Origin of the sequence: Flagellimonas olearia (assembly GCF_004150225.1) — a bacterium.
Taxonomy (GTDB): Bacteria; Bacteroidota; Bacteroidia; order Flavobacteriales; family Flavobacteriaceae; genus Flagellimonas; species Flagellimonas olearia.
Genome location: NZ_ML142915.1, coordinates 21,107 through 42,872, shown reverse-complemented (window position 1 = coordinate 42,872; position 21,766 = coordinate 21,107). Strand labels below are relative to the sequence as shown.

Genomic DNA, 21,766 nt, shown 5'->3' with positions numbered 1-21,766 from the left:
TTTTAGGTTTACTAACAGTGTTTTTAGTGGTGTTGATCAATAAGGAATTTAGCATAGCACAAAAGTATATTGTCTTTTTTGCCCTACTTGTCACCTGTCTGTCCTGTGAAAACCAAAAACAGGATGAGGCCACTTCATACCAAACCTTTTTTGAAGCTTCAAAAGGCAAGGAAACTGCCACCTACGAAGAAACCATTGCGTTTTATATGCGATTGGCCCGGGATTTTCCCCAAATCAACATACACACCATAGGCAGTACCGATAGTGGTTATCCGCTGCACATGGTCACCTTTAACCCCGATGGGGATTTTAACTTGGAGAATGTTCGGAAGGAAAAAGCCATTATCCTCATCAATAATGGTATTCATCCCGGAGAAAGCGATGGAATTGACGCCACCATGTTACTGTACAGGGACTTGGCCACCAAAGTATTGCCCAGTCCAAAGAACACCGTGTTGGTCACCATACCTGTTTACAATATTGGGGGTGCCCTCAACCGAAATTCAACCTCAAGGGCCAACCAAAACGGCCCCAAGGAATACGGGTTTCGGGGGAATGCCCGCAACTACGACCTGAACCGGGACTTCATTAAAATGGACACCAAAAATGCACAAAGTTTTGCCAGTATCTTTCATAGGGTAAAACCTGATGTCTTTGTGGACAATCACGTAAGCAATGGGGCCGATTATCAATACACCTTGACCCATTTGTTCACACAGCATAATAAATTGGGTGGTCATTTAGGGCAGTACCTCCATAAAGAATTTATGCCTGGACTTGAAAAATCCTTGGCGGACAAGGAATGGGAAATTACCCCTTATGTAAACGTTTTCAACGTACCGCCGGAAATGGGTTTTAGTCAGTTTATGGACCACCCCAGATACTCCACAGGCTACACCACCCTTTGGAACACCCTTGGGCTTATGGTAGAGACCCATATGCTAAAACCCTACGACCAACGTGTGGAAGGCACCTATCAACTTATGGAAAGTCTGGTACAGCTGGTGGAAAAACAATACGACACCATCAAGGAACTGCGAAAACAGACCCAAGAGGAAAACCTTGGACTTTCCCAATATCATTTCTCTTGGCAGGTAGATACCACGCAAACCTCAACACTGCAATTCAAAGGGTATGAAGCAGAGCGTCTCTTGAGCGAGGTAACCGGACTTCCCCGTTTAAAATACGATCGGACCAAACCCTTTACCAAAGAAACCGTATATCAGAATTACTACTACCCAAAAGATACCATTGCCGTACCGGATGCCTACGTAGTCAAAAAAAGCTGGCAAAAGGTCATGGACCGATTGCAAGCCAATAACATCCGTTATTTTAGACTGGACAAAGATACCTCCCTTACCGTAAACGGGTATAAAATCCTGGAGTATGAAACTCGCAAAAATCCTTACGAAGGACATTACCCGCATTTTAATACCCAAGTGGCCAGTTGTGCCAAAATAGTCCATTTTAATGCGGGTGACGTGGTCATTCCCACCCATCAACCAGGAATCAGGTACATTTTGGAAACCCTGGAACCCCAAGGCGTGGATTCTTTTTTCAATTGGAACTTTTTTGATACGGTTCTCCAGCAAAAAGAGGGTTTTTCCCCTTATGTCTTTGAAGATGTTGCCAAGGATATGTTGGAGAGGGACTCCGTATTGCGACAGAATTTTATGGCCAAAAAGGCTTTGGATGCGGAATTTTCAGAAAATTGGTATGCACAATTGGATTGGTTGTTCCAACAGTCCAAATATTTGGAAGATGCCTATCTGAACTACCCGGTATATCGTATTGAGAAAAACAGCGAAGCCTCAAAAATATTGGACCGGGACTAATCCCATTCCCAATCCTCAAACAAGATTTCAATGTTGGCGTAGGAGTTTTTCAAGGCCTTTTTGGTCTTTCTTCGGCCTTTCCATTTTACTTTGGATATTCCCTCCGATTTTTCAGCGACCAACTTGCCCGTAAATGAAGTGGACATTACAAACCAATGGGTTTCCTTCAAGCGATATTCCCCATTTCTCTTAAAAATATGGTAGGTGGTTCGCAAAAACCGCTCAATGGCCAATCCCGAAACACCTGTTTCCTCCTCAACCTCCCTAATGGCGGCATTTTCAATAGATTCTCCTTTATCCACTTTGCCTTTGGGCAAATCCCATTTTCCATTTCTGTAGATAAAGAGCACCTTGCCTTTTGGGTTAACTACAAATCCCCCACCAGCCACCACCACAGGGATTTTATGGCGAAACATTTTTAAGATCTTGTCCCCATCAGGATGATAGAGATACGCTTTGTCCAGCTTCCCTTTGGCCAGTTTCTCTATAGCCTTTAAAATAGAATCGCCATCCATGGAAAAAAGGCTTCCATTGGATTTATCCGGACGCTTGTTTGTTAAAATCAGTGGAGATTCATTTACAAAAACTTCATACATTTGCGCAATGGTTTTAGATAAGGGAATCGCAAAAAAAACAGCTGAGCTGCTGTTACAAATTAATGCAATTAAGTTGGAACCCGAAAATCCGTTCACATGGGCTTCTGGGTGGAAATCCCCAATTTATTGCGACAATAGGGTCATGCTCTCCTACCCTGAAATACGGAATTTTGTACGGGAAGAGATGGCCAAACAAGTTGAAAACCTCTATGGCAAGCCCGATGTGATTGCCGGTGTGGCCACAGGTGCCATTGGAATTGGCATTTTGGTGGCCGAAGCCTTGGGCCTTCCTTTCATCTATGTAAGACCAGAACCCAAATCCCACGGAAGGCAAAACCAAATCGAGGGATATCTGGAACACGGTCAGAATGTAGTGGTCATTGAAGACTTGATCAGTACAGGTAAGAGTAGCCTCAATGCAGTAAAGGCCCTCAAGGAGCAAGGTGCCCATGTAAAAGGCATGGTAGCCATTTTCACCTATGGTTTTCCCGTGGCCACGGACAACTTTGAAAAGGAAAATGTGGAACTGCACACCCTGTCCGACTATGATCACCTCATAGAACAAGCCTCCGAAACACACTACATCAAAGAATCACAATTAAAAACCTTATTGCAGTGGAGGATAGATCCACAGCAATGGAAATAAGCCAGAAAATGCACATTGAAGTCCCTAAAAAGAAAGTGGCCAAAAGCGGCAAGGAAGTTTTTGATTTTCTTTCCGACATCAAAAATTTTGAGACCTTGATGCCCAGTAATATTGACAAATTTGAGGTATTGGATGAGAAAACCTTCAAGTTTGCCCTTAAGGGCATGCCTGAAATCACACTAAGGTTGAAGGAGCAAATCCCTCATGAAAAAGTGGTTTTGGGAGCTGCCAGCGACAAATTACCGTTCACCTTGACTGGTGATATTACCGCATTGGGTGACCAAGAAAGTGAAGTAGCCCTCAATTTTGAAGGCGAGTTCAATGCCATGATGGCCATGATGATCAAATCACCCATCACCAACTTCATGCAGACCCTATCTTCCAACTTGGACAAAATAGGTCAATAAAGCAGGGTTACTTCTTTTAGATCGTACTCTTTAAAAATATGATCCTCCAACTCTAGGACAAGTTTTCCTGTTTCCGAAACACCCCGGATAAAGCCCATAAACCTCTCCCCTTGGCCATTGCTAAACGTGGAGGGTTTGTCTTTTCGGAATAAATGCTGTTCGTACTCAGGAAGGAGTTCGGCAATGGTTTTGTTTTCAATATCTGATAAACGACCTTGCATGCTTTCCAAAATCAGATGCAACAGCTCATCCAAGTCAAAAAAACGTCCACTAATGGTATGCATGGATGCCACTTTCCCCAAATTATCAAAAGAAGTTTGATTTACATTGAGACCAATCCCGATAATGGATTGTTGGATACCTTGCCCTTTAAGAATATTTTCAATTAAAATGCCACATATTTTTGATGAACCTGACAGAATGTCGTTGGGCCATTTCACCCTGACATTGGGAAGATCCATGACGTTCAGAACATCACAAACGGCCAAGGACACTGCTATGTTCAAATTAAACTGGCGTTCTGATGAAAAAGAATCAAAACCCTTCAAAACGCTGAATGTTAGGTTTTTACCTCCTTCAGATTGCCAAGTTGCTCCCATTTGCCCTCTCCCTTTGAGCTGTTTTTTGGCAACGACCACGGTAAAATCCGTAGCATTTTTGGTCTGCAACAAATCCTTTAAATACTGATTTGTGGAGTCCGTGGCATCAAGTTTGATTATCCGTGATTGTTCTCCCAATGTGGTACGCCTTTATGATATGTTAAAATCTAAGGCTAAGAAAACAAAAAAAATATAACTTTGTAAAAACTAAAATTTTTGAATGCAGAAAACGAAAACCAGCGCAGATGAACTGATTGCCTTGATTTTACATGGGATTGAAGAAGTTAAAGGTGTTGACATAAATCTACTTGATCTTAGGGAAATCGAAAATACGGTCTGCGACTACTTCATCATCTGCAATGGTACTTCCAACACGCATGTAAACGCAATTGTTTCCTCTATCCAAAAAACCGTTAGCAAAGCCATCCATGACAAACCATGGCATGTTGAAGGTTCTGAAAACGCAGAATGGGTACTGATGGACTATGTGAATGTTGTGGTGCATGTATTTCAAAAACACATCAGGGAATTCTATGACATTGAAGGACTTTGGGGAGATGCCAAAGTCACCATGGTGGAGAGCAGCTACAATTCTTAAAAAAAAATGGCAAACGAAAACAATTCAAATACCCCTAAAAAACCTCGTTTTAGTTCGTGGTGGATCTATGGTGTGGTCATTGCACTGATCATAGGCTTTCAATTTTTTGGCGGAAGCAGTTTCTCCAATACCGAAAAAACCACTACGTCCGAATTACAGGAATATTTGCGAAACGGTGATATCTCCAAGATCATCATCATTACCAATACACGTCAGGCAAAAGTTTTCCTCACGGAGGAAGCCCTTAAAAAAGACGTCCATAAAGGAGTAGCGGAAAAACCGTTGTTCCCATCGGCCGGCTTGGTGCCCCAATATGTATTGGACTATGGTGACCTGCAAATTTTCCAGAACGAGATTACCGAAATCAAGAAAGAAAACAATCTCGATACCATTGTTGAGTTCGACACGGAATCCAACGTATTGGGCGAGCTATTGCTATCCCTACTCCCCTTTGCATTGATCATAGGAATATGGATTTACCTGATGCGTAGGATGTCAGGTGGTGCAAGCGGCGGTGCTGGCGGACAGATTTTCAACATTGGGAAATCCAAAGCAAAGCTTTTCGACGAAAAAACAGATACCCGAACTTCCTTTAAGGATGTGGCCGGACTGGAAGGTGCCAAGGAAGAAGTACAGGAAATTGTGGAATTCCTCAAGAACCCTGACAAGTACACCTCATTGGGGGGTAAAATTCCTAAAGGTGCCCTTTTGGTAGGACCTCCGGGGACTGGTAAGACCCTATTGGCCAAGGCGGTTGCAGGAGAGGCCAAAGTGCCCTTCTTCTCCCTATCTGGTTCCGACTTTGTGGAAATGTTCGTGGGTGTTGGGGCGTCGCGTGTCCGTGACCTCTTTAAACAGGCCAAAGACAAATCCCCAGCCATCATTTTTATTGATGAAATCGATGCCATTGGTAGAGCGCGTGGAAAGAACAATTTCACCGGCTCCAATGACGAACGTGAAAATACACTGAACCAGCTGTTGACCGAAATGGATGGTTTTGGCACCAATACCAACGTGATTGTACTGGCTGCCACCAACCGTGCCGATGTACTGGACAAAGCTTTGATGCGTGCCGGACGTTTTGACCGTCAGATCTATGTTGACCTGCCGGACCTTAATGAGCGTAAAGAAATCTTCGAGGTACACCTTAGACCCATTAAAACGGCAGAGACCTTGGACTTGGACTTCTTGGCAAAACAAACCCCTGGTTTCTCAGGGGCCGATATTGCCAACGTCTGCAACGAAGCTGCCCTAATCGCTGCCCGAAAAGAGAAAAAAGCGGTTACCAAACAAGATTTCTTGGATGCCGTAGACCGAATTGTGGGTGGATTGGAAAAGAAAAACAAGATCATTACCCCAGAGGAGAAAAAGACCATTGCCTTCCACGAAGCTGGCCACGCAACGGTAAGCTGGATGTTGGAACACGCAGCGCCTTTGGTGAAAGTAACCATTGTTCCAAGGGGACAATCCTTGGGGGCCGCATGGTATTTGCCAGAAGAGCGACTTATTGTACGTCCCGAGCAGATGTTGGATGAAATGTGCGCCACCATGGGTGGTAGGGCCGCTGAAAAGGTTATCTTCAACAAAATATCCACTGGAGCTTTGAGCGATTTGGAAAAAGTGACCAAACAAGCTAGGGCCATGGTTACTATTTACGGTCTTAATGATGAGTTGGGAAATATCACCTATTACGACTCCTCTGGCCAGAATGAATATGGGTTCACCAAGCCGTACAGTGAGGAAACTGCCCAAAAAATTGACTTGGAAATATCCAAAATGATTGAAGAGCAGTACCAAAGAGCCATCAAATTGTTGCAAGACAATAAGGACAAGCTTACCGAACTGGCAGAAAGACTTTTGGATAAAGAGGTTATCTTTAAGGACGATTTGGAAAAGATTTTTGGAAGACGCCCTTTTGAAAAAGAAGAAGAGGAGTTGGAACCAGAACCCGTTAAGTAACACCAATTGACAACTATTGAAGTAGAATATATTCGAACTAAATAAATGGGAGTTTTTAGCAAACTTTTTGGAGGAGGCAAAAAGGTTTCAAAGGAAACTGTGGAAACCCGTGGGGACCATATGCCCGATCTAAAAATTCCCGTGGATGAAAAGTTCACCATCTACTTCAAGAAAAATGGGGGCAAGTTTATTTACTGTGAAGATTTTTCAGAAATATCCGAAGCCCTGAAGAGCATCATCTCCGAAAACGATTGGCAAAACCATCTTTTTTACAGCCTTGACCCTCGTCTGGAAACCCGCTTTTCTTCGGAAAAGATAGCCTTTACCGAAAACAGACAGGAAAGTGATATTTTCTTCACTACCTGCGAACATTTGGTGGCCCACAACGGATCTATCTTGGTATGTTCCAACCAAATCAAGGAAAAGAAGTTGGACGAACTCCCTTCCAATCTAATCGTCTTCGGCACTACGAGTCAATTGGTGGATTCCATTAGCGAGGCACTGAAGATTATTAAGGAAAAATACGGCAAAAATATCCCGAACAATATTACCACACTCAAGCACTTCCAACCCACCCCGGAAAACAAAGATGATTTTCTTTCCTATGGAAGTGCCTCAAAAAATGTCTATCTTTTGCTTTTAGAAGACTACTGATTACATGAAAGAAATCCTCAAGCGTTCCATAACGGGAATCATCTACGTGGTGTTTCTATTGGGGGCGGTTTTTTTAAGTTCTGATGCTTTTGATTTTCTCTTTATGGCTTTTGGTCTGGCCTGCTTGGCCGAGTTCAAGAGAATTGTCCGCTTAAAGGGATATTACATTTTCGTGGCCTATTTGGCATTATGGTGGGCATTTATCTATTTGGTCCAGGACAGTACCTTGATCACTATTTTAATGCTACTGACGATCACGGTGGACATGGCCCTGCTCATGTTCCTCTTTTCCAAAAAAGACAGGAGATTCACAGAACTACAAAAGTTTATCATTGCGGTGTTCTACATTGGTGGAGGGTGCATTTTTCTCACCATGATACCCTACAAGGAAGATGATTTTGCCCAATTTCTCATTACCGGGATCTTTATTTTGATTTGGGTCAATGACACATTTGCCTATTTAACAGGGCGCACTTTGGGCCGTACCAAACTATTTCCTTCAGTTTCTCCAAAAAAAACCATTGAAGGTTCTATTGGAGGTCTTATTTTTGCACTGGCGGCAGCTTACATTTTGTCGTTCTACGAAACTAAACTAACTGTTGTGCAGTGGATGGTCCTGGCCACGGTAATTGTGGTCGCAGGAAGTCTGGGAGACCTTTTGGAGTCCAAGTTCAAGCGTGTGGCAGGCGTAAAGGACAGCGGGGCCATTCTACCGGGCCACGGAGGTATTTGGGATCGTTTGGACAGTCTTGTATTTGCAGCCCCTTTTGCATATTTGGTACTTAATATCTTTTCCTATGTTTCATAAAGAGGGACAAAAAATTATCATCATCACTTTTTTTATCGTGGTCGCTGCAATTCTTGCCGCCCAGTTTTATATTGAAGTGGAATGGCTTCGGTTAACCATACAGATAATAGCACTTGTCTTACTCATTGCCATATTACAGTTTTTTAGAAACCCTAAACGTTTGGTCACCCCAAATTTTGATGACATTTTAGCCCCAGTGGATGGCAAAGTGGTAGTTATTGAGGAAGTGGATGAACCCGAATATTTTAAGGAAAAACGGAGGCAGGTCTCTATCTTCATGTCACCAGTAAATGTGCATGTGACCCGTTACCCTGCCAGTGGTACCATCACCTACTCCAAGTATCACCCAGGCAAGTATTTGGTAGCTTGGCACCCAAAATCCAGCACCGAGAATGAACGCACCACTGTGGTGCTCCATACCCCAAAATTCGGGGAAATAGGGTACCGACAGATTGCAGGGGCCATGGCCAGACGTATCGTAAACTATGCTGAGGAAGGTGAACAGGTAACCCAAGGACAGGATGCCGGGTTCATTAAGTTTGGCTCCCGCGTAGACTTGCTACTACCTTTGGACTGCAACATTACAGTTAAACTAGGACAGAAAGTGGTCGGGGCCAAAACGTGTATCGCCTCAATACGCAAGCAAGATGATTGATGAGGAACTACATACCCGTTTTGATGAGGCAGTGGCCTATGTAAATGGGTACACAGAACCTATACCTGCCGACTTATTATTGAAATTGTACGCTTACTTTAAGGTAGCCAACAAAAATTTTGACAACCCTGGGAGTAGAACCCCTTTGATCAATGCCTTTAAGGCCAATGCCCTTTTTCAGGCACAAAACATTACTGTAAAAGAGGCTATGGAAAAATATATCGCCCTAGTGGAATCTGAAGTAAAAAAGCTTTAGGACACCAAAGGAGTAGAGTAGCTTTTTTCAAAATAGGTGAAGTATACCGCCCCACAAACGGTAACGATAAAGTACAGCGCTACCGTAAGACTCCCTAAGGACGCGTAGGCATTTATTCCAAACCAATCCTGCGTACCATAAATAAGAGCCAACCCCAGTACGCTTCGAATCACCTCAATCCAAATGGCGTAGTGTTTACGATCCATCAATGTCGTGTAGCCATAGACCCCCACAAAGACAAAAGCTCCGAATAGCAATAGTCCGTCAAAGCCTATTGCGGAATAGTTGTAGAACATAAAAAGCATCAAGGCAGTGGTTGCCACCATTTGGAAAATGGCATACCCCTTTAAGGCCTTGGAAGCTTCTGGTCTGTATTTTTCAAAATTATACACATCCTCAATAATCTCCACAGGATACCTTTCCTTAACATCTGAAGGACGCCACCCCGTGGGCATAAACCAAATCCTAAGCTTGTCCCAATAGCTCTTGGTCCGCCATGCATCCTTTATCAATCGCCATAAATGCTGAAAATTGATGATGACCGGATTCCAGGTATGGGCAGGTTTCAATACCCCGTATTGTGGCGGCACATCATCCATTTCTTCCTGAAAAGTCCCGAACATCCGATCCCAGACACAAAAAATCTGACCAAGGTTTTTGTCTATATATTCCTTATTGATCGCATGGTGTACCCTATGCTGCGATGGGGTCACAATAATATACTCCAACCAACCCATCTTACCCACATGCTGGGTGTGGTACCAAAATTGGGCAAACAGATGAATAGGGGCCAAGATGGCGATAACCTCGTTGGGAACACCCAAAAGGGCTGCAGGAATCAATAAAAGGGCGTAATACCCCAATAGATTGGAAATGGGTTGCCGCAAGGCGCAAGCGAGATTGAACTCCTCACTGCTATGATGGATGACATGCTGATTCCAAAAAAAGTTGATATGATGGCTCAGCCTATGGTTCCAATACCCTGCAAAATCCAGTACAACAAAAGCCACTACCCAAACCAGCCAAGTAGTCTTGATCTCGGTAAGGGCCAAATGTTCCAATAAAAACGGGTAACTGATGATAATGACTCCCAACCCCAGGGAATCTTTTACCACATTGGTAAGTCCGGAGCTAAGACTGCTCACAGTATCCATGACATTGTGCATCTGCTTTTTGGCGAAATATCCATAAAGGACCTCAAAAAGTACCAACCCCACAAAAAAAGGTATGGCATACAACAAGGCAGTGGCATACGATTCCATAGTACTAAATATATGAAAAAGTAAAACACTCATCCCCAACCGATTGACAAATTGGGGATGGAAACCGTAAAAGTCCCTACTAAACCTAGGAATTTCCTAAACTCGCCAAGCTTTTCTCCAAAGTCTCGATCTTGGCCTCGGCATCGGCGGCTTTTTTACGTTCAATGGCCACCACCTGTTCAGGGGCATTGTTCACAAAACGTTCGTTCCCCAATTTCTTTTGTACCGATTGTAGAAATCCTCGGGTATATTTCAACTCCTCATTGATCTTCTCAATTTCGGCCTCTACGTCAATTGCACCACTCATAGGGATAAAGTATTCGTTACTTTTCACCCTAAAGGTCAAGGCACCTTCCAAGCTGGAGTCCACAGTTTCCAATCTTGAAAGATTCGCTAATTTCATGATGATGGCATCCATCTGATCACTTATTTTTTCAGCATTGAGCATAAACAACTCCAAGGCATCTTTCTGGGGGATGTTCTTTTCCTTTCGGATGGTTCGCACCCCTGAAATCACTTCCGTGGCAAGCTCAAAATCCGCAATCAATTCCGTATCGGTACTACCCACCTCAGGCCAATTGGACACCATCAATGCATTCTCTGGGGTTCGCTCTGCAATGTGCTGCCATACCTCCTCGGTCAAGAACGGCATAAAAGGGTGCAGTAGTTTCAGGTTCTCCTCAAACAGATGGATAACCGCATCAAACGTGGTTTGATCAATGGGTTGTTGGTAGGCCGGCTTAACGATTTCGAGCAACCAAGAACAGAAATCGTCCCAAACCAATTTGTAAATGGCCATCAAGGCATCTGAAATTCGATATTTGGAAAAATGATCCTCAATTTCCGCTAACGTCTGGTTCAATTTGGACGTATACCATGCTATTCCAATTTTTGAAGCTTCGGGTTGTTCTATATCGGCAACCTCCCACCCTTTTATCAAACGAAATGCATTCCAGATTTTATTGGCAAAGTTGGCACCCTGTTGGCAAAGGGCTTCATCAAACATAATATCGTTCCCGGCAGATGAGCTCAACAACAGTCCCACACGGACACCATCGGCCCCAAAATCCTCAATAAGCTTCAAGGCATCTGGAGAATTCCCCAATTGCTTGGACATTTTTCTTCGTTGCTTGTCCCGGACAAGTCCGGTGAAATAAACATTCTCAAAAGGTCTTTTGCCCTTGTAATGGTATCCGGACATGATCATCCTGGCCACCCAAAAGAATATAATATCAGGTGCGGTCACCAAATCATTGGTGGGGTAATAGTAGTTGATCTCCTCATTGTCAGGTTCCAAAATACCCCCAAAAACACTCATGGGCCATAACCACGAAGAAAACCAAGTATCCAGAACATCTGGGTCTTGGCGTAAATCGGATTCCTGGATTTTTGGATTTTTTGATTTGGCCATTTTCAAGGCTTCTTCCCTGCTTTCAGCCACTACAAAATCATCCTGACCATCCCCATAATAATAGGCTGGTATCTGTTGGCCCCACCACAATTGACGGGAAATGTTCCAATCGCGGATACCTTCCATCCAATGGCGATAGGTATTTTCAAATTTTTTGGGATAAAACTTGATATCATTGGTTTTCAAAACGCCATCTAGGGCTGGTTTTGCCAATTCCTCCATTTTCAGGAACCACTGATCGGACAATCTGGGCTCAATTATCGCTTTGGTACGTTCCGAAGTCCCTACTTTGTTCAAGTGCTGTTCGGTCTTGACCAAAAAGCCCTTTTCTTCCAGTTCTTTGGAAATTTCTTTCCGCACCACAAAACGGTCTTTCCCCTCGTAATGCATTCCAAAGGAATTCAAGGTAGCGTCTTCGTTGAAGATGTCAACAACATCCAAGTTATGTTTATCTCCCAGGTTTTTATCGTTCTCATCGTGGGCCGGGGTCACTTTTAAGCACCCGGTACCGAACTCAATATCTACATATTCATCCTCAATAATGGGAATGACCCTGTTACAGATGGGCACAATGGCCTTTTTACCTTTCAAATGGCGGTATCTTTCATCATTGGGGTTGATACAGATAGCGGTATCCCCTAAAATGGTCTCCGGCCGGGTAGTTGCAATGGTCACTTTTTCATCGGAACCTTCAATGGCATAAGCCAAATAGTATAGATTTCCCTGTCGCTCTTCATAAATCACCTCTTCATCGGATAAAGTGGTCTTGGCTTCCGGGTCCCAATTCACCATACGATACCCTCTGTAAATGAGACCTTTATTGTACAGGTCCACAAAAACTTTGATCACGGAGGCTGACATATCGTCATCCATGGTGAACTTGGTGCGGTCCCAATCACAGGAACAGCCCAATTTCTTCAATTGTTGAAGAATGACCCCTCCATACTCATTGGTCCAATCCCAGGCGTGCTTCAGGAATTCCTCCCTGGAAAGGTTGGCCTTGTTGATTCCTTCTTCTTTCAATTTTGCCACAACTTTAGCTTCCGTGGCAATGGAAGCATGGTCCATACCGGGCACCCAGCAGGCATTTTTCCCCAAAAGCCTTGCCCTTCGTATAAGAACATCCTGAAGGGTATTGTTCAGCATATGCCCCATATGCAACACCCCGGTTACATTGGGTGGGGGAATAACTATGGTGTAGGGCTCTCTTTCATCTGGTTTTGAACTGAAGAAATCGTGTTTCATCCAGTAGTCATACCAGTTCGCTTCAACCCTATTGGGCTCATATTTTGATGGAATCTCCATTTTTCGGTACAGTTTTTGTAATTAAGGCTAAGGATTGGTTCAAATATACGGTAAGCACCATGTTAATTTTATGCTATTCCTTGAATGATGACCAATCTTGAAATACGAAACAAAAATAAGTAACGTTATTACATAACAAAAGAATTTTGGATGCAGCTGACGAATCAGTTACATTTGAAATCCACCCAAAACCAAAAAAAATGAAAAAAACTGTACTTCTGTTGTTTGTTGGTCTTCTTTCACTAGGAATTTATGCCCAAGAAGGAACAGCAAAAATCGAGTTTAAGAGCGAGACCATTGATTATGGTGAAATTGCCAAAGGAAGTGATGGGGTTCGTGTGTTTGAGTTTACCAACACTGGTTCTGTTCCATTGGTAATCAGCAATGTACGATCTAGCTGTGGATGTACCATCCCCAAAAAACCTGAAGATCCCATTTTGCCCGGTAAAACCGGTCAAATCCAAGTAAAATATGATACTAATAGGGTTGGCCCCATTAGAAAAGCAATTACGGTAACCTCCAATGCGGACACACCTACCAAAATCCTTAAGATAAAAGGTACGGTAAAGGCTGAGGGAGCCAAATAGAAAAAAGAAAATTAAAGTACTACAAACCTCGAAGAAGTTATTTTTTCGAGGTTTTTTGTTTTTAATCGTCAAAGACTTTTTTGAGGACAAAAGAAAATAGGAGGTCCTTATTGTATCGTTCAATCAGCACACGAACACGCTTTCCCTCCTTTTCATTGAGCATTTTCAACACTTCTTGGAGTTTATATTGATAAACCTGTCTGCCGTTTACCGCCAATATCACATCACCTTCACGCAGTCCAGCCTCTGCGGCAGGGCTTCCCGCCCGTATCCCGGAAACCACAATTTCGGGCACTAAACTCAATTTGGTTTTGTTTTCCAATAGGATTTGTACGTTTCCAAAGGAAGCATTCTTCTCTGAGCTTACCACGCCGCCAATACCCGCGATACTCTCCGCAATATACCGCAATCCATTGTGCTGAAGTTCAATTCCGGCTAGATTGTATTGGAAAGGTACACGGAAGTTTCCGTTCTTCTTAATAGTCACTTCCCCATTGGCATAATCAAAAACAAAATTGAAGCGTTTTAATATTTCACCACCCACCGAGCCGTTTCGATCCCCCAAATTCTCGATAAGTCCAAAAAACTCGCGATAGGGAAAAGCTGCCTTGGCCTCCTTAAGTTCAAAATCTCCTATTTTGATTCCATTTACCATGGTTCGCCTTCCAAAAATATCGCCACTTAACCCTCTTCCCAGATAATCCTCGTAATTTTTCTCAGGGATTTCCAGGCCTTTTTCGGGCTGATGGAACAACCAAAGTGCATCGCTACTTCCCGTATCCACAAGCAGTTTTACTGGAATGTTCTCGGAATCCTTAATCAGAACAGTCCCTTCCACGTAGGCCTTTCTATTGATGATTGACAATGGAAGGGTTTGTGCATTTTTGCCCTGCCTATGCACATAATGCTCAGGATTATGGAGCTTGATATACTTTGCCCCATAATTGATTTCCACAATAAAGTCCCGGAACAGTTCAAACCCCAAAATACCATGCACAGGAATACCCAATGAAGGTGAGAAATTGATTCCCTTATCCAAAACCACATATAGGTCCTGTGAATAATTCTCCGCATCCCCCAAACTAAACACGTTCCCCATGGAACTCAGTGCTTTCATAGGTTCACCGTCTCCCAACCCCCTTATGGTGACTTCGGAAACATTATTGATGGAAATGGAATCTTGACCGGAAAGATTGAAAAGAATGGGTTTGCTCACCCCAGAATCCAAAACAAAGGTAAGATCGGATCCATTGATCTGCACGGGGATGATGATAAGGTTATTGATCAATTCGAATTTTACTTTTTGAAACTTCTTGTGTCTGGGCATTTTAAACTTTTGGGCTGAAACCAAAAGGGGCGCCACAACAAAAAGAAGCACAAAAAAGTATAGTCTTTTTTTCAATTTCCTTACTTCTAAAGGGTTATGCTTATGGAATATACAAAATTATACAAGACAACCGGTCGTATTTAACATTCCAATAACCGCATAAATAATGGTCCAATCTGTTGTTTACGAGTGTGGGTTTTAGCATTTTTGCCTAAAATATCAGTACATGCCAAGTATCTCTGAAAAAGGGAGGCATATGCCCGCCTCCCCAATCCGTAAATTGGTCCCGTATGCAGAGGCCGCCAAGAAAAGAGGAACCCATGTGATTCACCTCAACATTGGGCAACCGGACATCAAGACCCCAAAAGTGGCCCTGGATGCCGTGCGCAACCATACCGTGGAGGTATTGGCCTATAGCATGACGGAGGGTTCCGAAGTCTATCGGGAAAAAATTGCCGCTTACTATGCTAAGAAAGACATTCATGTCACCGCCAAGGACATTATTGTGACCACTGGAGGTTCCGAAGCACTTTCCTTTGCCATGGGAAGTATCATGGACACCAATGATGAAATCATCATCCCAGAACCGTTTTATGCCAATTACAACGGATTTGCAACGGCCATGGGCGTCAAGGTAGTACCGATCGTTTCTACCTTGGAAAATAACTTTGCCCTCCCCCCTATTGCCGATTTTGAAAAACTGATCTCGGAAAAAACCAAGGCCATTCTCATCTGTAACCCTGGCAACCCAACGGGATATCTGTACAGCAAGGAAGAAATACAGCAACTGGCGGCATTGGTAAAAAAACACAACCTGTTCCTCATAGCGGATGAGGTGTATCGCGAATTTGCCTATGAAGGCAGACAGCACCATTCCATTTTACAGGAAGAAGGTCTAGAGGACCATGCCATTGTGGTCGATTCAGTCTCCAAGCGCTACAGCATGTGTGGAGCCCGGATAGGTTGTTTGGTGTCCAAAAACAAGGAGGTGATCCAAACCGCCCTTAAATTTGCCCAAGCCCGTCTTTCCCCCCCAACATTTGCGCAAATAGCCAGTGAAGCTGCCTTGGAGACACCGCAATCCTATTTTGATGAGGTTATTGTTGAATACGCGTCGCGACGTGATATCTTGATCTCAGAGCTTCGAAAACTGGAAGGGGTAAAAGTGGCCGTCCCACAAGGTGCCTTTTATTGTGTGGTGGAACTCCCTATTGCCGATGCCGATGATTTTGCACAGTGGTTGCTCGAAAAATTTGAAATGGATGGCAATACGGTCATGGTGGCCCCAGCGGCAGGATTCTATGCCACCCCGGGACTGGGAAAAAACCAAATAAGGATTGCCTATGTGCTGGAAAAAGACCAACTTGTAAAGGCGGTCCAGATATTGGGCAAAGCCCTTAAAGTGTACAACAATTAGGTGAACATTCAGGAAAACATATCCCTTAAGGCCTACAATACCTTTGGTATTGATGTGAAGGCCCGCTATTTTGTTGAAATTACCGGCTTGGTGCAGCTCCAAAAAGTATTGGAGTTAAAATCCTATCCCAAAAAGTTCATCATAAGCGGGGGAAGCAATATGTTGCTTACCAAGGATATCGATGCGCTTGTGATACACATCAACCTAAAGGGCATCACCCTTGTTGAAGAAAACGAAAATGAGGTTGAAATAAAGGTCATGGCTGGTGAAAACTGGCATGGATTGGTGCAATGGACCTTGGAAAAAGGCTATGGTGGACTGGAAAACCTATCCCTGATTCCAGGCAACACAGGTACCGCTCCCATACAGAACATTGGTGCATATGGTGTAGAACTCAAGGATGTCTTTGTGAGTTGTACCGCCATGGAGATAAAAACCGGGGAACTGATTAGTTTCGATAATGAAGCCTGCAAATTTGGGTATCGGGATTCCATTTTCAAGAATGAGGCCAAGGACCAACACATTATTACCTCGGTACATTTAAAACTGACCAAAAAAGACCATGTCCTGCACACGGGGTATGGGGCCATTGAGGCTGAATTGAAAACAAATGGCATTGTTTATCCTACCATCCGGGACGTATCCGATGCGGTCATCGCCATTAGGCAAAGTAAACTGCCAGACCCCGCAGTATTGGGAAACAGTGGGAGTTTCTTTAAAAATCCGGTCATATCAAAAAAGGCTTTTGAAAAGTTCATCAAGAAACATCCTGACGCTCCGCATTACGAAGTGGGTGAAGAAGAATTTAAGATTCCAGCAGGTTGGCTTATCGAGCAAGCAGGCTTTAAAGGAAAACGATTCGATGATGCCGGGGTCCATGAAAAGCAAGCCCTTGTTTTGGTAAACTACGGAAATGCCACTGGCACCGATATTTTGAATTTGTCCCAACGGATCCAAAAAGAAGTGGCCCAAAAATTCAACATCAAGATTCAGCCAGAGGTCAATATCATCAAATAACCCCTGCATTGATAAATCAAAAACAGGGGTTATACCAAACCAAACTAACCAAATTTATGTATATCGTAAAGGCCGAAACCTTTTTGATTTTCTTTTCAACGCCAACCAAAAAAGCTTTTTCTAACTTAGCGCTGTAGTATATACGACGAAAAACTTATTTTAGATTTTTGCCCCTTAAAAATTTTACCATAAACCATCGTTGATGAGCACACTGATTGAAAGACATATTGTTTCACTCTTGGCCGAAAGGGACGATAAGGCCATATCCCTGTTGTACGAAAATTACGGGGAAACCCTTTATGGTGTAGCCTACAAGGTGGTAAGGGATGAGGAATTGGCACAGGATGTTCTTCAGGAAAGTTTTATTAAAATCTGGAAAAAAGCGGATTCCTACGATGCCTCAAAAGCAAAACTTTTCACTTGGTTGTTCCGAATAACCCGAAACACCGCCATTGATAAATTAAGAAGTGTAAACAATAAAGCGGACAAGGAAGTCCAAATAGACGTTTCGGACGTATATAACTTAGGAGTGAGTGGCATAAGCCCCGAACATCTGGATATCCAAGATAACCTTAAAAAGCTAGAGCCCAAATACCGAATTGTTTTAGAGGCCTTGTTTTTTGAGGGAATGACGCAACAGGAGGCAAGTGAAGAATTGGATATTCCCTTGGGAACCATTAAGTCTAGACTAAAAATTGGTCTTAGGGAACTCGGAAAGATTTACGGTACGGCATTGGCCCTGCTCCCCCTACTAAATTTTACGCCATGAAAGAAAAAGTAAAAATATTTCTGGATTCCGACACACTGGAAAAGTATCTTTTGGGAGATACCACAAAAGAAGAGACTTTAAAGGCTGAAAGGTACATTACCATGTATCCTGAAGTAAGGGAAACCTATAACGAACTTCAGGACAATTTGGAGACTTTCGCCAAAATGTATGCCCGAAAAACACCTGAAGGGCTTAAAGAAATTATTGTTACCAGTGCCAGGAAGGAAAAAATGGTACGCAGAAGATTCTACAGGTATGCTGTTGCGGCCAGTGTTGCCATTATGCTTTTTGCGGGCTCTTCCGTATTCTTTTGGAACCAAAACAAGAGCCTTCAGCAAGAAAATACCTTGGTCACCAACAAAATCAAGTATCTGGAGGATAATATGAAGAACCAACTGGAAGACATGCGAAACCAGTTCATCGTTCTTAACAACCCTGATACTAAAAAATATGCCGTTAACGGAAAAAGGGAAGGCAAGGAACTTAAGGCCATTGCCTATATCAACCCCGTTAAAAAACTTTCCTATATCAATGTGAGCAATGTGCCCAACCTACCGGAGAACAAATGCTTCCAAATGTGGGCCGAAGTCAATGGGGAACTGGTAAACTTGGGAGTAATCAAACAGTTTGATGAGAAGGATAAGCTATTGGCACTTCCCTACGCAGACAAGGCCGTAAGCTACATTACCGTGGAGCCCAAAGGAGGCAATACCTCCCCATCGGTGGAAAACATCGTGGCCAATATCAACTATTAGGCGGTTTTCTTAAAGTATTCCCCAATTTCAGCTTTGTATATACGTATTTTGTACCTTTGTAAAAAAGTTGGAACATGAAGTTAGCATTATTGACCATTGGTCTTTTGGCACTGGCATTTGCTGGAATCGCAATAAAAATATGGGGCAAAAAAGACGGTAAGTTCGCAGGTACCTGCGCCAGTCAAAACCCATTTTTGAACAAAGAAGGTGAAGCCTGTGGTTTTTGTGGAAAAATGCCCGATGAACAAGAATGCAAAAAAGACTCCGTTCCAGCGCAATGATCATCTATTGATCCTGCCAACACAAAGTCACATTTTTGGAGAAGACCGAAAAGTCCATTAAAGAAAACATCCTAAAAGCAAAGGAAGGCAACCAAATTGCTTTCAGTGCACTTTTGGACACCTTTTGGAACGATGTCTACGGTTTTCAATTACTGCGCACCAAAAATGAAAATGACGCCGAAGACATTACCATTCGTACGTTTTCCAGAGCTTTTGACAAGATAAACACCTATGATGAGACCTATGAGTTCAAAACATGGCTCATCACCATTTCCAAAAACCTGCATGTAGACCTTATCCGAAAGAGAAAACGCAGCCTTTTGGATGAAATGGAATCCCAAGGCGATGAGGTAAAAAAGGTTTTGGACGACTCCCCAACCGTGGAAGACCAACTGATCACAGAACAAAATTTGGCGAACTTGTTACAGGACATCAAAAAACTGAAGCCCCATTATCAAAAAGTAATCAATCTTAGATACTTTAATGAGTTGAGTTACGCTGCCATAGCCAAGGAACTCAACGAACCGGTGAACAACATCAAGGTAAAGCTCCTGCGGGCCAAAAAACTTTTGGCCGAAATCATCAAAAAAAAGTGAGCGTTTCCAACGGTCAAAGTTTCCTTTCCAGTTTCGTATCTTTGTAGTTCAAATTTTAGGTATGAGCACAAGTGTAGCAGAAAGCGTTTTACCTCCCAAAGGAAAACCCAAATGGCTTAGGGTAAAACTCCCTACGGGCAAAAAATATACCCAGCTACGGGGTTTGGTGGACAAATATGACCTCCATACCATCTGTACCTCGGGAAGTTGCCCCAATATGGGTGAGTGCTGGGGAGAGGGCACCGCTACTTTTATGATTTTGGGGAATATTTGCACCCGTTCCTGCGGATTTTGTGGCGTAAAGACCGGAAGACCCGAAACCGTGGATTGGGCAGAACCGGAAAAAGTGGCCCGTTCCATTAAGATCATGAACATCAAACATGCCGTGCTCACCTCTGTGGACCGGGACGACCTCAAGGATATGGGTTCCATTATCTGGGCCGAAACTGTCAAGGCGGTACGGCGCATGAACCCTGAGACCACACTTGAAACCCTTATCCCTGATTTTCAAGGAATTGAAACCCATCTGGACAGGATTTTGGAGGTAGCCCCCGAAGTTATCTCCCACAACATGGAAACCGTTAAAAGACTCACCCGTGAGGTCAGGATACAGGCCAAATACGAACGAAGTCTTGGCGTATTGGAGTATTTGAAAAAGAATGGGGCCAACCGAACCAAATCCGGCATCATGCTGGGATTGGGAGAAGAAGAACATGAAGTCATTGCCACCATGGAAGACCTTAGAAAGGCGGATGTGGACGTGGTTACCATAGGGCAATACCTGCAGCCTTCTAAAAAACACTTGCCCGTAAAACAGTTCATTTTGCCGGAGCAATTCAAAAAATATGAGGAAATAGGCTTGGAAATGGGCTTTAGACATGTGGAAAGTGGCGCTCTTGTGCGGTCTTCCTACAAGGCCCATAAGCACATTCACTAACCATAACCTATTACTACATCGCCCTTCATGAAACAGATTTCCCTCGGCATCAACGGCTTCGGACGTATTGGTAGAACTTTATTTAGATTACTACAGGACCATCCGCATATTTCAGTGGTGGCCATCAATGATCTGGCCAGTGCCCCTACCCTGGCCCATCTTTTAAAATATGATAGCATCCATGGGAGACTCCATGCTGATGTCACTCCAGAAAAAGATGGTTTTATGGTCAATGGCAAAAAAGTGGCTGTATTGAACCACAACCATCCCCAAGATATTGATTGGTCAGTCCACAATGTCGACATTGTGGTAGAAGCGACCGGAAAGTTCAAAAAAGAGGAGCAATTGGCATTCCACTTGAAAAACGGGGCCAAAAAGGTGATCCTTTCCGTTCCCCCAGAAGATGATGCCATAAAAATGGTGGTCCTTGGGGTGAATGAAGGCGATATTGAAGCCCAAGACCATATTATTTCCAATGCATCCTGTACCACCAACAATGCCGCGCCCATGATCAAGGTGGTGAACGAGCTTTGTGGTATAGAACAAGCATATATTACCACCATACATTCCTACACTTCGGACCAAAGCCTGCATGATGCCCCGCATCGTGATTTGAGACGTGCCAGAGCGGCCGCACAATCCATTATTCCCACTACCACCGGAGCAGCCAAGGCATTGACCAAAATATTCCCGGAATTGTCCGATGTGATCGGGGGATGTGGCATACGGGTACCCGTTCCAAACGGTTCATTGACCGACATCACCTTTAATGTTAAAAAGGAAACTTCCATTGAAGAAATTAATGCTACCTTTAAGAGTTATGCCGAAAATGAACTCAAAAACATCCTTTTTTACACCGAAGACCCCATTGTTTCCATTGATATAAACAATAGTTATCATTCTTGTACGTTTGATTCTTTGATGACTTCCGTTATTGGTAAAATGGTGAAAATCATCGGATGGTATGACAATGAGACTGGATATTGTTCCAGAATTGTTGATTTAATAGCTTTGCTTATAAAGAAAGATTACGTTTGATCAGGAGCTTACTACACAAATGGATAGGCCGTAAATTGCCATTTCTACTGT

At 43.4% G+C, this 21,766-nt stretch carries 23 protein-coding genes; 18 read left to right on the top strand and 5 right to left on the bottom strand.

Features of this window, described 5'->3' with window-relative positions; translation table 11 throughout:
- Positions 1-26 precede the first annotated feature (26 nt).
- Positions 27-1,835 carry a M14 family metallopeptidase gene (locus DN53_RS16820; protein ID WP_242502214.1) on the top strand — a complete coding sequence of 603 codons (1,809 nt, stop codon included), beginning with the start codon at positions 27-29 and terminating at the stop codon, positions 1,833-1,835.
- Here the strand turns inward: DN53_RS16820 and DN53_RS16815 are convergent.
- Entirely contained in the window at positions 1,832-2,431 is a 600-nt protein-coding gene (locus DN53_RS16815; RefSeq protein ID WP_129656094.1) for an NUDIX hydrolase, read from the bottom strand. The genes DN53_RS16820 and DN53_RS16815 overlap by 4 nt on opposite strands.
- Before the next feature lie 7 nt (positions 2,432-2,438).
- Between DN53_RS16815 and pyrE the strand changes: the two genes are divergently transcribed.
- Together pyrE and DN53_RS16805 are read left to right on the top strand one after the other, a co-directional pair.
- On the top strand, positions 2,439-3,077 hold the full coding sequence (gene pyrE / locus DN53_RS16810; RefSeq protein ID WP_129656093.1) for an orotate phosphoribosyltransferase: 639 nt from the start codon (positions 2,439-2,441) through the stop codon (positions 3,075-3,077).
- A gap of 8 nt (positions 3,078-3,085) precedes the next feature.
- Positions 3,086-3,484, top strand: a complete 399-nt coding sequence (locus DN53_RS16805; RefSeq protein ID WP_129656131.1) for an SRPBCC family protein — start codon at positions 3,086-3,088, stop codon at positions 3,482-3,484.
- Here DN53_RS16805 and DN53_RS16800 read toward each other — a convergent pair.
- Positions 3,478-4,221 (bottom strand): biotin--[acetyl-CoA-carboxylase] ligase, encoded by a 744-nt coding sequence (locus DN53_RS16800; protein ID WP_129656092.1) that lies wholly within the window; start codon positions 4,219-4,221, stop codon positions 3,478-3,480. The genes DN53_RS16805 and DN53_RS16800 overlap by 7 nt on opposite strands.
- Positions 4,222-4,303: 82 nt before the next feature.
- Here DN53_RS16800 and rsfS point away from each other — a divergent pair, with 82 nt between their 5' ends.
- Genes rsfS through DN53_RS16770 form a run of 6 tightly spaced genes read left to right on the top strand, consistent with a single transcriptional unit; the run spans position 4,304 to position 9,013 of the window.
- A complete protein-coding gene (gene rsfS, locus DN53_RS16795; RefSeq protein WP_116217494.1) occupies positions 4,304-4,681 on the top strand; it encodes a ribosome silencing factor in 378 nt (125 codons plus the stop codon).
- Between the two features lie 6 nt (positions 4,682-4,687).
- The gene (ftsH, locus tag DN53_RS16790; RefSeq protein ID WP_129656091.1) at positions 4,688-6,640 is read left to right on the top strand and encodes an ATP-dependent zinc metalloprotease FtsH; all 1,953 of its coding nucleotides are present in this window, start codon (positions 4,688-4,690) and stop codon (positions 6,638-6,640) included.
- Positions 6,641-6,685: 45 nt separating this feature from the next.
- Entirely contained in the window at positions 6,686-7,294 is a 609-nt protein-coding gene (locus tag DN53_RS16785; protein ID WP_129656090.1) for an LUD domain-containing protein, read from the top strand.
- A gap of 4 nt (positions 7,295-7,298) precedes the next feature.
- Positions 7,299-8,102 (top strand): phosphatidate cytidylyltransferase, encoded by an 804-nt coding sequence (locus tag DN53_RS16780; RefSeq protein ID WP_129656089.1) that lies wholly within the window; start codon positions 7,299-7,301, stop codon positions 8,100-8,102.
- Complete coding sequence (locus tag DN53_RS16775; protein ID WP_129656088.1) at positions 8,092-8,757, top strand: phosphatidylserine decarboxylase family protein; 666 nt, start codon at positions 8,092-8,094, stop codon at positions 8,755-8,757. The genes DN53_RS16780 and DN53_RS16775 overlap by 11 nt, the downstream gene beginning before the upstream one ends.
- A complete protein-coding gene (locus DN53_RS16770; RefSeq protein WP_129656087.1) occupies positions 8,750-9,013 on the top strand; it encodes an acyl-CoA-binding protein in 264 nt (87 codons plus the stop codon). Before DN53_RS16775 ends, DN53_RS16770 begins: the two co-directional genes overlap by 8 nt.
- Here DN53_RS16770 and DN53_RS16765 read toward each other — a convergent pair.
- Together DN53_RS16765 and DN53_RS16760 are read right to left on the bottom strand one after the other, a co-directional pair.
- A complete protein-coding gene (locus DN53_RS16765; protein ID WP_129656086.1) occupies positions 9,010-10,275 on the bottom strand; it encodes a sterol desaturase family protein in 1,266 nt (421 codons plus the stop codon). The two genes, DN53_RS16770 and DN53_RS16765, sit on opposite strands and share 4 nt — an antisense overlap.
- 85 nt (positions 10,276-10,360) lie before the next feature.
- On the bottom strand, positions 10,361-12,991 hold the full coding sequence (locus DN53_RS16760) for a valine--tRNA ligase (RefSeq protein WP_129656085.1): 2,631 nt from the start codon (positions 12,989-12,991) through the stop codon (positions 10,361-10,363).
- A 200-nt stretch (positions 12,992-13,191) separates the two neighbouring features.
- On the opposite strand from DN53_RS16760, the gene DN53_RS16755 reads away from it, so the two are divergent.
- A complete protein-coding gene (locus DN53_RS16755) occupies positions 13,192-13,578 on the top strand; it encodes a DUF1573 domain-containing protein (protein WP_129656084.1) in 387 nt (128 codons plus the stop codon).
- 61 nt (positions 13,579-13,639) lie between these two features.
- On the opposite strand, the gene DN53_RS16750 is transcribed toward DN53_RS16755, so the two are convergent.
- Entirely contained in the window at positions 13,640-14,905 is a 1,266-nt protein-coding gene (locus tag DN53_RS16750; protein WP_129656083.1) for a PDZ domain-containing protein, read from the bottom strand.
- 226 nt (positions 14,906-15,131) lie between these two features.
- Here DN53_RS16750 and DN53_RS16745 point away from each other — a divergent pair, with 226 nt between their 5' ends.
- The 8 genes from DN53_RS16745 to gap all read left to right on the top strand — a co-directional run bounded on the left by DN53_RS16745 (position 15,132) and on the right by gap (position 21,715).
- Positions 15,132-16,322, top strand: coding sequence for a pyridoxal phosphate-dependent aminotransferase (locus DN53_RS16745; protein WP_129656082.1), 1,191 nt, complete (start codon positions 15,132-15,134; stop codon positions 16,320-16,322).
- Positions 16,323-17,339 carry a UDP-N-acetylmuramate dehydrogenase gene (gene murB / locus DN53_RS16740; protein ID WP_129656081.1) on the top strand — a complete coding sequence of 339 codons (1,017 nt, stop codon included), beginning with the start codon at positions 16,323-16,325 and terminating at the stop codon, positions 17,337-17,339.
- 202 nt (positions 17,340-17,541) lie between these two features.
- Entirely contained in the window at positions 17,542-18,108 is a 567-nt protein-coding gene (locus tag DN53_RS16735) for an RNA polymerase sigma factor (RefSeq protein ID WP_129656080.1), read from the top strand.
- Positions 18,105-18,863, top strand: coding sequence for an anti-sigma factor (locus DN53_RS16730; protein WP_129656079.1), 759 nt, complete (start codon positions 18,105-18,107; stop codon positions 18,861-18,863). Before DN53_RS16735 ends, DN53_RS16730 begins: the two co-directional genes overlap by 4 nt.
- A gap of 74 nt (positions 18,864-18,937) precedes the next feature.
- Complete coding sequence (locus tag DN53_RS16725) at positions 18,938-19,144, top strand: membrane or secreted protein (RefSeq protein ID WP_116217481.1); 207 nt, start codon at positions 18,938-18,940, stop codon at positions 19,142-19,144.
- Between the two features lie 35 nt (positions 19,145-19,179).
- The gene (locus tag DN53_RS16720) at positions 19,180-19,740 is read left to right on the top strand and encodes an RNA polymerase sigma factor (protein ID WP_129656078.1); all 561 of its coding nucleotides are present in this window, start codon (positions 19,180-19,182) and stop codon (positions 19,738-19,740) included.
- A gap of 61 nt (positions 19,741-19,801) precedes the next feature.
- A complete protein-coding gene (gene lipA, locus DN53_RS16715; RefSeq protein WP_129656077.1) occupies positions 19,802-20,677 on the top strand; it encodes a lipoyl synthase in 876 nt (291 codons plus the stop codon).
- A gap of 27 nt (positions 20,678-20,704) precedes the next feature.
- Positions 20,705-21,715: a type I glyceraldehyde-3-phosphate dehydrogenase gene (gene gap / locus DN53_RS16710; protein ID WP_129656076.1), complete on the top strand. Its 1,011-nt coding sequence runs from the start codon at positions 20,705-20,707 to the stop codon at positions 21,713-21,715.
- Positions 21,716-21,766: the final 51 nt, after the last annotated feature.